Source organism: Thalassotalea psychrophila (assembly GCF_031583595.1).
Lineage (GTDB): Bacteria > Pseudomonadota > Gammaproteobacteria > Enterobacterales > Alteromonadaceae > Thalassotalea_A > Thalassotalea_A psychrophila.
In genome coordinates this window covers 4,216,913-4,233,346 of the sequence record NZ_CP134145.1, presented here as the reverse complement: position 1 = coordinate 4,233,346, position 16,434 = coordinate 4,216,913, and the positions used below count along the sequence as shown (strand labels likewise).

Annotated in this window: 3 protein-coding genes; 2 read left to right on the top strand and 1 reads right to left on the bottom strand. The window is 39.0% G+C overall.

Annotated features, from left to right (window positions below; translation table 11 throughout):
- Nucleotides 1-63: 63 nt before the first annotated feature.
- Entirely contained in the window at nt 64-507 is a 444-nt protein-coding gene (locus RGQ13_RS17605; protein ID WP_348391031.1) for an META domain-containing protein, read from the bottom strand.
- A 195-nt stretch (nt 508-702) separates the two neighbouring features.
- Here RGQ13_RS17605 and RGQ13_RS17600 point away from each other — a divergent pair, with 195 nt between their 5' ends.
- Both RGQ13_RS17600 and RGQ13_RS17595 read left to right on the top strand, forming a co-directional pair.
- Nucleotides 703-1,278, top strand: coding sequence for a PhnA domain-containing protein (locus RGQ13_RS17600; protein WP_348391030.1), 576 nt, complete (start codon nt 703-705; stop codon nt 1,276-1,278).
- A gap of 367 nt (nt 1,279-1,645) precedes the next feature.
- The gene (locus RGQ13_RS17595; RefSeq protein ID WP_348391029.1) at nt 1,646-16,399 is read left to right on the top strand and encodes a thrombospondin type 3 repeat-containing protein; all 14,754 of its coding nucleotides are present in this window, start codon (nt 1,646-1,648) and stop codon (nt 16,397-16,399) included.
- Nucleotides 16,400-16,434: the final 35 nt, after the last annotated feature.

The following is a 16,434-nucleotide window of genomic DNA, read 5'->3' as shown; positions in this document are numbered from 1 at the left end:
ACTCTCTATCTTTTATAGAAAAAATTATAACCAAAAAAGACTAGAGAGAATAGGTAATCGAGCTTATTTAATAGTGAATACGGCTAAAACCTGATTTAGGTCGTCCGAAACCGTAAGGGTTTTATCTATAATTTTATAATTATCAACAGAACTTAAGGCGTTAAATAATTTATTTTCTTGTTCTGATGTGTTTTGACAGAACTTACGGGTTGCCCTTGCTGGACCAATTTCTAAATTATTATCAGCAGTTTCAAAACGACCAGAATAATTGTTACACCCGGCATAACCCCTGTATGTATTACTTTCAATTAAAAATTCGATACTAACGGCTTTATTGCTCTCACCAACTATTGCAGGTGCGCCTGCCAATGTCGTTAAATTCCATATTTGTCCAGTTAACATAAGAGCGACCATTTCTTGTTCTTTTTCAATGTCATTACTTTGACAAGCAACACATAATACTGACGCGACAATACCTAGACTTAATTTTTTTAGTAGTGAACTCATAATTTTCCAAATATTAGAAATGCTTAAGATAATCATAGTGGTAACTGTAAAAATAGGAAACGTGATTTAAGTTATAAAGTGTAAATAAACATAGAAATAATATTTTGTCGGTTTTTGTGGCATAATACGCGCCGACTTTAACAGGCTAAAACGAATTGGCTTAACAGATAAATTTTATAGAATTAGGATGACACAATGTCTATTGAACAAACCTTAAGAGATCGCAGTGACGATAAATGCGAGCTTTGTGGCGCACAAGATAACCTTTCCGTTTATGAAGTACCACCTGTTGCAGAGCCTAATTCTGATAAAAGCGTTTTAGTTTGTTCTACATGTGATAGCCAAATAACTAGCACAGACGGTGTTTATGACACGAACCATTGGCGCTGTTTAAATGACAGTATGTGGTCACAAGTTCCTGCTGTACAAGTAATGGCTTATCGTATGCTTAAGCGTATGAATAGTGAAAGTTGGGCGCAAGATGCTTTAGACATGATTTATCTTGAAGATGACGTTCGAGAATGGGCCGACTCAGCTGCCGGTGATGCATTAGAAGCTGATGAGCCAACACTAGATAATAACAAAGCGGCATTAGCGGCTGGTGACAATGTTGTATTGATTAAAGATTTAGTGGTAAAAGGTGCTAATTTTACTGCTAAACGCGGTACTGCAGTTAGAAATATATCACTCACATCAAACCCACTTCACATTGAAGGCCGTGTAAACGGAACTCGTATAGTAATCATTAGTGATTACGTGAAAAAGATGTAAAAAATACATGACAGAGTCAGGTTATTAAAATAAAAAAACCTGATTCTGATCTCGACCTTAGACTCTCCCCTTGACCTTATAATTAGCTTTTATTAACTCATTTCAGAATAATTGTGAAAGACAATTACACAAAATTATTTACAGTCTCTTTATATAGCTAAAATAACCCATAGTCAGATTATTGTTTATCAGTGATCATAATTCAGAATAAGAGTAATAATTACTTTCATTGTTTATTGGAGCTATTTTCTACATAAATTGTTGGTTTTTTAATCGGTAAAGCGCTATCATTTTGCTTTAATGTAGAAAATGCAAAGATCCGGATGTACTTGCATTTAAAATAATAACAACAAATAAAGGGATTTATATGCGCTTTTTCAGCATACCTGTATCAAAATTTTTAAGAAATATTCTCATTTTAACCGTAACAATTCTTCTTGCTAGTTGTGGATCTGATTCAGATTCAAAGCCTGACAAAGAACCTGTTCCGTTGTTTACTCCAGACCCTAAACCTTTATTTACTCCTGATCCAACACCGGATCCTGAGCCTGAACCGAACCCTGAGCCTGAGCCGAACCCTGAGCCGAATCCTGAGCCAGAACCTGAGCCTGAACCGAACCCTGAGCCAGAACCTGAGCCAGAATTTACAGTAATAAAAGGTAGTGCGGTTAAGGGGCCTTTGGCATTTGCTGACGTTAAGGTTTATGCAATAGATCCAAGTAATGAAAGTTTTGTAGGTGCTGAAGTAGGCAGTGGTAATACTGATGCTGCTTCTCAAATAGAAAATTTATCTCTACCATTCCCTTTATCTCCACCTTATATTTTAGAAATTAGTGCTGTTGAAGGCACAATTGACATAACGACTAATCAGTATCCTGTTATTGAAGTGATGAAAACTTTATTAACAGATGAAATGTTATCTGGCGGCCAGCAAATATTTGCCACTCCGTTAACTGATATGACCGTATCTCTGATCTTTAAAAATGCTGATTCCAATGTTGCACCGTACACAGGTAATGCTGATGGCCAAACAACTGATGCTGAAATATTAACGGCAATGCCAATTGCGCAAGAGCAAGTGAAATCGACTCTTGGTTTTGGTTTAGAAGATGATGTTGATTTATTCAGCACGCCGCCATTAATTAATGAAACAACTGACTCTGCTGACGAACAAGCATCTACTGCTGCTTATCGAAGTGCCGTTGAAGCATTAACTGCTGTGGTATACGAAATTAAACAATTAAGTGGTGATAGTGAAATTACTACTGACAGCATTGTTGATGATTTAGCTGCTGATTTATCGGATGGTGAAATTGATGGTGCTGTAGATGGCGTTGTCACTGAAAGTTACCCTGAACAAGCATTAGAAGTTCTTGAACAAGATCCAGCTACGTTACCTATTCCTAATTCAGGTGGTCTAACGGTTGCTGATGTTAAAGAGATGATTGTTGAAGAGACCGCATCTACTGGTAATGAAGCAACAGACACGACTGCATTTGAAGCAAGTGAAGAAGTTATCGTTCTTGCACCGGCTGAAACATCTCCAGATATTGATGGTGATGGCGTATTAAACTCCGAAGATGCTTATCCAGAAGATCCATCTGCAGACAGTGATTTTGACAATGATGGCATGCCTGATGTTGTTTATGTCGTTGTAGATGATATACGTACTAGCGAAATCGACAACGAACGTTCAGATAGCGATGATGATAACGATGGTGTTGTTGATGAAAACGATGCATTCCCTTTTGATGCAACTGAGACTACTGATACAGATGCAGATGGCACAGGTAATAATACTGATACAGATGATGATAATGATGGCGTTTTAGATGGTGAAGATGACTTCCCATTAGATAGCACACGTTCAAATGCTGTAGATCAAGATAACGACGGATGGCCTGTTGGGCAGGACGATGATGATAATAATGCAGCATCTCCAAACGAAATATTTGTAGATACTGATGGTGATGGCCAAGCTGACTCTGGTGGTTTAACGCCAGATTTAGATGATGATAATGATGGTGTAGCTGATCTTGATGATGTATTCCCTCTAGATGCCACTGAATCTAATGACTTAGATAATGATGGTATTGGTGATAATACCGATACCGACATAGATGGCGACAATGTTACTAATGATGTCGATTTATTCCCATACGACAGCCTTGCGTCAATCGATACTGATAGAGATGGCATCGCTAATTATTACGATGAAGATGATGATGGTGACAGCTTAAGCGATGATGTTGAATCGTTAATGGGGACCGACTCACTTAAGAGTGACAGTGATGACGATGGCGTTTTTGATAATGTCGATGCACTGCCTTTAGATCCAACTGAACGTTTCGATACGGATAAAGATACCGTTGGTAATAATTCTGATAATTGTCCATTAATTGCTAATACATTCCAGTTAAACACTGATAGCGATGCTTTTGGCGATGCTTGTGACCTTGATGATGATAATGATGGTGTTTTAGATATTGAGGATGATTTCCCATTAGATGCTACTAAATTTAATGCTGTAGATGCTGATAACGATGGTTGGCCTACAGAGCAAGATTCTGATGACAATAATGCAGCAGTACCTAGTGAAGAATTTGTTGATACAGATAATGATGGCTTAGCAGATAGTGGTGGTTTAACACCTGATACAGATGACGATAACGATGGTGTTGAAGACGGTGCTGATGCATTCCCATTAGATGTAAGTGAATGGTTAGATACTGATTCTGATGGTACAGGTAACAATGCCGATCTTGATGATGATAATGATGGTTTTTCTGATGCAGATGAAATAGCGGTTAGTTCAGATCCATTAAATGCTACAAGTAAACCTGCCGATTTTGACAGCGATGGCATTCCTGATGTTAGTGATAATGATATTGACGGTGATAGTGTATTAAACGCGGATGATGCATTTGATTTTGATGCTAGTGAAACTGTTGATACAGACGGTGATGGCACAGGTAACAATACAGACCCTGATATCGATGGTGATGGCGTTGTTAATGGCGAGGACAGTTTCCCATTAGATGCTAGCGAATCTGTTGATACAGATAATGATGGTAAAGGTGATAACGCTGATACAGATATAGATAATGACGGTGTTAATAATGCAAGTGATGCATTCCCGACAGATGCAACAGAGTCTGTCGATACTGACTTAGATGGTATTGGTAATAATGCTGATACTGACGATGATGGTGATAACTATACTGATGCTGACGAAACAGCAGCGGGTACAAACCCGCTAGTAAGTTCAAGTGTTCCTGCTGATTTAGATGGCGACTTTATATCTGATGCAACCGACACTGATATTGATGGTGATACGGTCTTAAATGACGATGATGCTTTCCCAACTGATCCTGCTGAAAGTATTGATACTGACTCTGATGGCACTGGTAACAATGCAGATACAGACGATGATGGCGATGGTTTCTCTGATGAAGATGAATTAACAGTTGGTACCGATCCATTATTAGATACCAGTATCCCAGCTGATATGGATAATGACTTCATTCCAGATTCAATCGATACGGACCGTGATGGTGATGGTGAACAAAACGTTACTGATGCATTCCCTGACAATGCTGCTGAAACTACCGATACCGATGCTGATGGCACTGGTAATAATGCCGATCTTGACGATGATGGTGATGGTTATTCTGACGCAGATGAAATTGCAACAGGCTCAGACCCTCTATTAGATAGCAGCGTGCCAGGTGACATGGATGGTGATTTCATTCCTGACTCTATTGATGCTGATAGAGACGGTGATGGTGAAGATAACTTAACCGATGCTTTCCCTGATGATGCTAGTGAGACTATAGATTCAGACTCTGATGGTACTGGTAACAACGCCGATCTTGATGATGATAATGATGGTTATTCAGATGCTGATGAAATAACTGTAGGCACAGATCCGTTATTAGATTCAAGCGTTCCAAATGATTCAGACAATGATTTCATTCCTGACAGTTTAGATGCTGACCGTGATGGTGATGGCGTTGATAACGAAATTGATGCTTTCCCTGATAATGCCCTAGAGTCTGCCGATTCAGACAGTGATGGTACAGGTGATAATGCCGACGCATTCCCTAATGACCCAACTGAAACACTAGATTCAGACAGTGATGGTACAGGTGATAATGCGGATGCTTTCCCTAATGACCCAACTGAAACACTAGATTCAGACAGTGATGGTACAGGTGATAATGCCGACGCATTCCCGAATGACCCAACTGAAACACTAGATTCAGACAGTGATGGTACTGGTGATAATGCGGATGCTTTCCCTAATGACCCAACTGAAACACTAGATTCAGACAGTGATGGTACTGGTGATAATGCTGATGCATTACCGAACGACCCAAGCGAGACAATGGATTCAGACAGTGATGGTACTGGTGATAACGCTGATGCATTTCCGAATGACCCAAGCGAGACAATGGATTCAGACAGTGATGGCACTGGTGATAATGCTGATGCATTCCCTAATGACCCAGCTGAAACACTAGATTCAGACAGTGATGGCACAGGCGATAATGCTGACGCATTCCCTAATGACCCTAGCGAGACAATGGATTCAGATTCTGATGGTACCGGTGATAACGCTGATGCATTCCCGAACGATCCAGCTGAAACTACTGATACGGACTCAGATAATGTTGGTGATAATGCCGATAACTGTCCTGTTATCGCTAACGAAAACCAGCTAGATACCGATACCGATGGAATTGGTGACGCTTGTGATCAAGTTCTTGAAGTACTTGAATATACATATAACTTTAATTCTGGTGATGTTTTCTCTGGTGTCATTAAAGGATATATCCAAGAAGATAACGATACAGTCATTGTTGAGTCGTTCATTTCAGCAACATTAAACGATGAAGATTATCCGTCAATTAGTATGGATGAAGTAAGAGCGACAAATATTGCAGATGTTGCGTCGATGAGCTTTAGCGGCGATGTACTAGATTTTTGGGTTTGTCCATCTGGATTTACCGGAACTTATCTAGAAGGTGGTGATTGTAGTTTCCTTAATGAAGGTGGATTCTTATTAACTCATAGTATCGAGTATGCACCAGAAGGCACAGCAAATGTAGCTATTGGTAACGGTGTAGATAGGTCTACCGAGTTAGGAATAATTGTTGAAAACTGGTCATTAGCCTATGTAGATAGTGATTCAGATACATTACGCGATGGTGTCGATAACTGTCCATATATTGCCAATGTAGATCAAACTGATACTGATTTAAACGGGATTGGTGACATTTGTGATAACTATACATTTGACTTAAATGGTCGCTGGTTAATTGAGCAGCAATACACACAAACTGGAACTGATGGTCAATGTCAGCCTGAACCAGTTGAAGCAGATATTGTGATCGCAACAATGAACGGATCACAACTTCACTTAGTGAGCCATGAAGATGCTAGCGAAGAAGGTGAAGGTATAAGTGGCATCATTAAGTCTGATGCTACATTCTCATTCAACGATGGCACATTTGTATCAAATGATGGCGTTTATGATGCGAATGCTGATTCTTTAACATTCTCATTTACTGAATTTGATGACGAAGAAAACTGTACCGAAGTTGGTAATATTTACGCTACTCGTATTAGCGAAGTAAATGAACAAACAGCTATGGCTGGTGGCGTTAGTTGGTTCGAAGGTGATATTGAAGATGACAATGGTGAAATTACTGAAGTTTTCTTTGATAAAGGCGACTTAATCGACAGCCAAGTTGAAGTTATTTATTACTATGACTCTGAAAGCGCAGCTTGGGTTGTTGATGATGAATCTAGTGAAGATATGTTAGTCACTGACCAAGGCGTTGTATCAGACGCTGATCTATTAACCGCTTCAGGTTATATTGCAGATGGTGAAACATTAGTTTTATCTGATAATAATAAAACCCTACATTTAGACTTTGAAGAACTCAATCTTGATGGTTATTCAATGGTCGGTATTCTTGGTGAAGAATTTTCGACGGTAATGACTGAAGCGGATACTTTCTCTGCTGATGCAAAAGGTTATTTCACTAGTCTTACTTCAGCGAATGATACATACCAGTTCTGGTGTGGTGATAATTGGGACCAATGGTTTGTTGATAATTTAGTTTGTGATAATGCTATACCAATTAGTTGGGAACCTGAGTTTACCCCTGCCGAGTCAATGAATGATGTTGTTCTATCATCTGATTCCTCAGCTGACGATTTTTATGCCGGCAGTTGGATTGGTGGAGATGGATATGGTTCTACGCAAGCATACTTTGCTTCTGATGACGGCACCATTAACGGTGCTAACTTGAGCGCAGTATTCGTAGAACGTTCGTATGATGGATATTCTGAAATAGTTGCTCAAGTGGCGGTAATAACTGCGCAAGTTGGCACTAATACGGTTTATCGGTTCACTGTACCTGATGCTTTCAATGAACAATACGATAGAGACCCGGAAGAAACTCATATGTTCCTAATGGAAGATAGTGAGACCGAAGATGGTCAAACAATTGTTCGACGTGGTAATTATTTACCAGTAGGCTCGGCATTAGAAACTTTTGTACTATTTGATGCAACTGCAAAAGCTGAAATTGAAGCTTCTTTCAACTATGTTGATACAGATACAGATTTCATTCCAGATTCGGTAGACCCTGATCAAGATAATGATGGGGTTGCTAATGATGATGACGCCTTCCCATTAGATGATACCGAATGGTCAGATTTAGATGGTGATGGCATTGGTGATAATACTGATTCCGACCGTGATGGCGATGGTGTTGATAATGATGTTGATATAGCACCAGATGATGCTGATATCACTGTTGCACAAACCTTCACGGAAGCTGAGTTGAGGGCCCATTACGTAAATATATTTAATGGACGTTTATCAGAACCGACCTTTGATACCGGCAGCTATGGTACATCGCAATATTTGTTTGAAGGTGGTACAGGTGAAATTATTTCATCAAATGAGCGCCAAGCAAATATTAGCTACGTTATTGCTAATAATGAAATGGTAATGACCTATGATACCCCTCTCGATTACACCCTTTGGCTTGAACCGTGGCAATTAGTTGAACTAGGAATTGTGACTCAACAAGCTGCTGATGACTTTGTTAATGCAAACGGTAGTTATCAGCTAGAATTGATCGAATCTTACACTTCAATACGCTGGATTTTAGCTGTAAGTAATGAAACGACACAAACGTTCTGGGAAACAGAAGTGAAGGAATATCACTTTGCTCAACAAACTGATAACGACGCATTACTCGGTGAAGGTGTAGTAAATGTAACTATAGAAGATAGCTACGAAAATCCCCTTACTGATCATTCTACATTTATAGCTTCAGCTTTCACCGACGTAGAATTTACAAATTTAATGTGGGCATTGCCATCGTCATTGGATGAATTTTCTGATGATGGTTTCAATCGTTTAGGTTCAGATATCGCTACATTTAATGATGACTATACAGGTAGTTCTCATTTTAACGGTGCTACATTTACTTGGGCCATTATTAATGGTGATCTAGTGATGACGTATCCAGAAGGTGGTACGGTGACCATGACTCGGGTGCAGGATTTAACTAACATTGATGAGGTACTAGTAGTAACTCAAGCAAATGGTTTCAAGACAAGCCGTTATCATTTAATCACTGATTATAGTGAGTCTACTATTGATCCATTACTCAACCAGTTTGCAATGAATAGTTTTACTTTAACGGATCCTGATGATTTTGATGAACTAGATAATGTTTATTCTGGTAGCGTATTTGGTTATCGAATTGAGTTAGGTGGAACTGCTACTCGTATTTGGGATGGTAATGTAGATTTATCTAACTACAAATCAGGTTGGGATACATGGCAGTGGCAGTGGGGTGAACTTGGCTCTGTTGAAATGACAGCTTACATGGATAACACCGGTGATTGGCACGCAAATTGCGATCCGGATGATTATGATTGTAGTCCAGTTCGTAAAAGGGTTTGGGTACCTTTAAAAGAGGTAGGAAATAGAGTTTACGTTCTTGAATATGAAGAACGCAATAGCGAACCTTGGAACTACGAGGCGGAGCCAGATTGGTATATGGCCATAGCTCCACGCATTCAGTTCTACGAAACTTTTGAGTTAGGCTTAGACTCTGATTTTGATGGAACTATCGATACTGCAGATGATGATAACGACAATGATGGCGTCTTGAACTGGGAAGATGCCTTCCCATTCAATGAGCAGGAATGGTTAGATTCAGATGGCGACTTTATTGGTGATAATTCTGATTGGGATTTGGATAACGATGGCGTTGATAACGACAATGATGCCTTCCCGTTAGATGCTAGTGAATGGTCAGACTTAGACGGTGATGGTATCGGTGATAATGCCGATACTGACAGAGATGGTGATGGTGTTGATAATGATGTTGATGTAGCGCCTGATAATGCAGATATATCGGCAGTTCAAACCTTTACTGCAACAGATCTGAAAGCTAATTACGTTCATATACCAGAAAGCTATGGCACAGAGCCTACAGTACGTTTAGGTATTGGAGCTGGTAGCCAATACAGTTTCTCTGATGGTGTTGGTGAAAATGTTAGTGGTGCAGGTACGGTGACACACAGTTATACACTTGCTAATGACGAGTTAGTCATGATGCTTGATAACCCGATTGAGGCGGTAACTTATTACACGCCTTATCAATTGGCCGACATTGGTGTTGTTACACAACAGGCAGCAGATGACTTTGTTGGCAGCAATACTGAATATCAACTTGAGATGTTCTACACGGTCACTTCGAGAAAATGGCAGCTTGTTGCAGACTCAGGTAATTCACAAACATTCTGGGTTAGTGAAACTAAGGATTATCGTTTCTCACAACAATGGGAGCAAGAGCAGTTAGTTGGTTTAGAAAACTCAGTCGTGACAGTTGAAGAATCAGACAGCTTAACGCTTATTGATATGTCTTCAATGGTTAACGTTGCATTTACTGAAGTTGAAATTGCCGATAAGAGTTGGGCAATTCCTTCAAACCTTGATGAGTTTAACGACGATGCTTATTCGCGTCTAGCCGCCGATGTTTCGACATTTAATGGTGATTACAGTGCGAGTAACTTTATTAGTCAAACTGGTTTTAACTGGTCAATTGTTGATGGTTCATTAGAACTGGTTTACCCGAATGGCGGTACAGTGACATTGACTCGTTACCAAGACTTTGCGCAAATTGATGAAGTATTGGTGGTAACAAACCACAATGGTATTAAGTCGAGTTCTTACGAAGTTATCGCTCCTTGGGGGGGCGCAACACTTGATCCGTTAATGAACCAATATGCACAAAACGGTTTCAGCCTAACAAACCCTGATGCGTTTGATGGTGAAGGCAACTTCGATGTTAATCATGTATTCGGTTACCGTTTACAAGACAATGGTGTTGCGACTCGAGTTTGGAGTGCAAATCCTGACTTCAATAATTATTGGTCTGGTTGGGATACTTGGCAGTTTGACTGGGGCGATTTTGGCTCTGCAATAATGAATTCATACATGGATGGTAATGGTAGTTGGCAGGCCGATTGTAATCCGGATGACTGGGATTGTAGTGAGTCTCGTAAACGTACCTGGGTACCAATTCAGCAAGTTGGCAACCGTGTTTATGTAATTGAATACGAAGAGCGTAACTCTGAAGCATGGAACTATGGTGCAGAGCCAATCTGGTTCATGGCAATTCAGCCGCGCATCCAATTTTATGAAGCGACAGATATTGGTTTAGATTCAGATTCAGATGGTATTATCGACAGCCTTGATGATGATCAAGATAACGATGGTTATACCAACGATGTGGATGCCTTTGTATTTGACCCGAGTGAATGGGCTGATGGTGATATGGATGGCATTGGTAATAATTCTGATTGGGATTTGGATAATGATGGCGTTGATAATGATGAAGATGAATACCCAAATGATCCAAATGAATGGTCAGATGTCGATGGCGATGGTATTCCGGGCAACCAAGATCCTGATCGTGATAACGACGGAGTACTAAATGAAGATGATTTTGCTCCTCTAAACCCAACAATTACAGCATCTGTTACCTATGTTGAACGTGGTAAGTCTAATCTTGATGGACCTTTCCATGCAGCGTGGACGAGTAACTATAAATTTGATGGTGAAGGCTCTGGTGAACTTTTAGGGAATTTTCTTAATAATCCGACCAGTATGTCTTATGAATTTACTTATGAAGGTTTCTCAATTGATACAGGTGCTATTCCTGATGCTAATCAGTGGGTTAATACTGTTTATGACTTAGTTAACTTAGGCATAATTAACCAGCAACAAGCGGACGATTATGTCTCTTGGCATGGTGATTTACCAGATTGGGAAGAGGTGGCCGTTGAATCATCATACCAAGACTTCGTATTGATAGTTGATGGCGTAGAAGAAGATACATTCAACCAAGCTAAAGTATACCGCTATAGAATGGTCAATGAAGAGCTGCAAAATAACATTATTGGACCAGACTCAATAGAAGTTCAACAAGCAGATGAAACGGTGTATCTACTCGATATGGAAGTAGCGACCAAGCTTGCCTTCGGTCATACTGAACTTGATGGCCAATCGGTATCTATTGTTGCATTACCGGGTGACCAATTGGTTGCTGACATCTTCGATTTCAATGTTGATGGCAGTGGTTTAGCAACGATTGCTAATATTTCCTTTACTTGGTCTGAAGAAATAGATGGCAGTATCTTAATGAGCTACGCTGATATTGGTGATGGTCGTGCTGCACAAGTATGGTTAAGTGCGTTTGAGCAATTTACTGAAGGATATGAAGTTTTTGTTAATGCCGAAGTTGATGGTATGCCAGTTGTTGCATACAGCTATGCGGTATTTGATGATGGTAATAATGATTTAAGTGCTTACGTTGGTCAGTACTTAGACTCAGATGTAAACCATATAAATGATTATCAGGAAAACGGTGAACATAACTTAGCCATTTGGGGCTTCAACTTAAATGTTGATAATAGTGTTGATAACTTCTCATTTGAAGGTAGCGCGCATACTGGTGGCGATATCAATACATATAACTTACCTCGTTATTGGGAGCAAGTTGGTGACGAATTTGTTATTAGTGTTCGCTTCCAAAACGGTAACTGGGCGACATGTGACTTAGGTGTAGAAGGTTGTCGTGAATCACGTCGCCGTACGTGGACACCTATTGCGAATGATGGTAGTCGTGTTTGGGTGATGGAAAAAGAAGAGTGGTTAGATAACGTTTGGGATAACCCAACTGTTGAAGAAGAATTCTGGAACTTAAGAATTCCACCACGTGTTAATGTGTACCAATTACGCGATATTAATAATGGCTTTGCAGATCGTATGGTTAACTTAGCTATGCGTAATGAACTAGGTGTGAACCTTGATACGCCACTTGATTTGTCTGCTATCACTGATTTAGATTTAGCTGATTACCCTATCTCTGATTTATCAGGCATTGAGCAGTTATCTAATCTAGAAACCATCAATCTTGAAAACACACAAGTAAGTGACTTGTCGCCATTATTTAATATGGCTAATTTAGTTGAAGTGAACATCAATGGCACGCCATTAGCAGACCCTAGTCACATTGAGACTTTAGAGGGTATGGGAATTGTTGTACTGGGTACAGCAATCACACCAATTTCTTCACTCTCATTTATTGATCAAGAGTTACTAAATTGTATTAATGATACTGGAGTAAATGCAGTTGAGTATCTGACAAATCTTGATTGTAGTTACCGTGGTTTAACTGATATTTCTGATATCGATCAATTGTCTAATCTAGAACAAATAAGCTTGAATGGTAATCGTGATATCACAAACTTCAGTGCTTTGGCTCTCATTTCTAGCATCAAAAATGTTGATGCATGGGATACCAACTTTGCAGATAGTGATTTTTCAGCATTCGGTGGGCATGGCACTATTGAGCGCTTTGGTATTGATAGTAATTTACTAACGTCAATTGCTGATGCGGCTAGCATGCCAAACTTACGAGGTATGCACTTATGGACAGGACAATCATATGATTTAAGTGTGTTAGTTGGTTTAACTAACTTCAATGAATTAGCATTGTCGGCTGATCAAGTTCAAGACATTAATGTGTTAAGCCAATTAAATCTTGAATACCTTTGGTTGAATAATGAACTAGAACAAGCTGGTATAGATATTTTATTAGGATTTAATAATCTTAAGCATTTATCAGTTGGTTGGAACTCTTATTTAACTAATGAACTATTAGGGCAACTAGTAATAAATAATCCAATGCTAGAGGTTTTAGGTATTGAACATACTCAAGTGACCGATTTAGCGGGTTTATTCATTAATGGTAATACTTGGGAAGGCTTAGCCACTCCACTAAATAACATTAATATTGATAACTTAGCGGTAGTTGATGGTTTTGATCTCGATTGGCAAGTTCAAGAATTATGGAGTTTTGATGTTCAGGTTGATGGTGAATTGGCTTATGGATGGTTAATTGCCGATGCTTTAAATAACATTAACGACCCACAACTAAGACAATGTATAACTGATCATACCCAAGGCATGCAAGTTTCTGGACAACTTCAATATTTAGATTGTGATGGTCGTAATATCCATGAAATTTCGGGCTTATGGGTATTTGATAATTTACGTACTCTTGTACTTAACAATAATCCAATTATGAATCTAGGTGGCGAATTAAATAGCATGGTACGCCTACAAGAGTTGCATATTCACAATACCTTAGTTGCCGATATCAATACATTGTGGAATAACCCTGAATTAACTTATGTAGGGGTTAATGACCTACCATTAAACGACCCTGAGCAAGTAAACAACTTGTCAGATAATATCTTTGTCGATGGTACAGTTCAGCAAACTGTCGCATTAAATACTTTGGAATTTAATGATGCTCAGTTACAGCAGTGTGTTAATGATTCTGGCGCAACCAATATTGTTGATTTAACTTGGCTTGACTGTGGTTACCGTGGAATTGCTGATATTAGTGATATTAACCAGTTAACAAACCTGAATTGGTTAGGTTTAAGTGGAAATAGCGATATTGTTGATTTAGCGCCATTAACCCAGTTACCGGCTTTATCTGAAGTAAACTTAGATGGCATGGCTCTAAACGATGGGCAAATGGATAACATCGCCAATATCCCACGTTTGGAAGATTTAAACCTTTCGAACAATGATAACCTAACTAACTTGGCTCCTTTAAGTGGTGTCTCTCAATTAAAAGCTGTTCACCTATGGGGAGGCAATATTTATGATTTATCACCGTTAACCGGACTGCCTTCGTTACATATGGTTGCAATGGACTACTCGCAGTTGAGCAATGGGCTTGATGTATTCACACAAATGCCAACATTACGTGATTTATATTTAAACGGTGAGATGCCTTATGCCGATTTTGAAACATTAATGACTAGTTTGTCTTTGAATTCATTTGGGCAAGCGTGGAACAGTCAGTTTGATAATAGCTTTTTGCAGCTTATCATTACTCATCAACCTAATATTTATGGTTTAGGCATTGATAACACACAGCTTGCGGATTTAACTGGTATTGATACCTTAACGAATCTAGACAATATTGGTATTAATTCAACTTTAGTTAGTGATATTCAACCATTAATTGATTTACGTAACGCTCAGGATGTTTTATTTGCCAATGATGAAGGGCAACCGCGCTTAAATTACGTAAATATTGATAACTTAGCGGTTTTAGATGGTTCTAACATTGAATGGCAAGTACAAGAGTTATGGAATATTGGTGTTCAAGTTGATGGTGAACTTGCGTATGGCTGGTTAATTGCTGATGCGTTAAATAACATTAACGATACGCAACTTAAGCAGTGCTTAATTGAACATACTCAAGGTATGCAAGTGTCAGGTCAGCTTCAACATTTAGATTGTGATGGTCGAAACATTCATGAAATTTGGGGCTTATGGGTATTTGATAATTTACGAACCTTGATCTTGAATAATAATCCAATTATGGACCTTGGTGGTGAGATCGATAGTATGCAACGTCTGCAAGAGTTACAGATTCACAATACCTTAGTTGCTGATATTAGCTCATTGGTGAATAACCCAGAACTGACTTATGTCGGTGTGAGCAATCTGCCTTTAACAGATCCTGAACAGGTGAATAATTTACCAGGTAATATTTTTGTTGATGGAGCTGTTCAACAAACAGTTGCTATAGATACTTTGGTATTTAATGATGGTCAATTAGGTCAATGTGTTACTGATTCTGGCGCAACCAATGTTGTTGATTTAACTTGGCTTGATTGTAGTAACCTAGCTATTGCAGATATTTCTGATATCAATCAGTTAACTAATCTTAATGGGTTAACGTTAAATGGCAATGATGGCTTAGTTGATTTGGCTCCATTAACTCAATTACCTGCTTTAACCAGTGTCGGCTTAAGTGGTATGACGTTGGAGGATGGGCAAATGGATAATATTGCTAATATTCCACGTTTAGAAGACTTGGATATTTCGAACAATGATAGCCTAACTGATTTATCTCCTCTTGGTGGTATGACGCAACTACAAGCTGTTCACCTATGGGGAAGTAATGTTTATGATATATCTCCATTAGCTAATGTGGCAGCGTTACGCATGATCGGAATGGATTATGCGCAACTGGGTAATGAGCTTAATGTATTCACACAAATGCCAACATTACGTGATTTATATTTAAACGGTGAGATGCCTTATGCCGATTTTGAAACATTAATGACTAGTTTGTCTTTGAATTCATTTGGGCAAGCGTGGAACAGTCAGTTTGATAATAGCTTTTTGCAACTTATCATTACTCATCAACCTAATATTTATGGTTTAGGCATTGATAACACACAGCTTGCGGATTTAACTGGTATTGATACCTTAACGAATCTAGACAATATTGGTATTAATTCAACTTTAGTTAGTGATATTCAACCATTAATTGATTTACGTAACGCTCAGGATGTTTTATTTGCCAATGATGAAGGGCAACCTCGTTTGAATTATGTGAATATTGATGCTTTACCATTAACTGATGCTGGCCAAAAAATCACCTTAGAAGGGTTAGGTGTACAAGTTGACGGAACTCCTCAATAAGATAGTATTGAGTTAATAAAAAGGGATAGCAATAT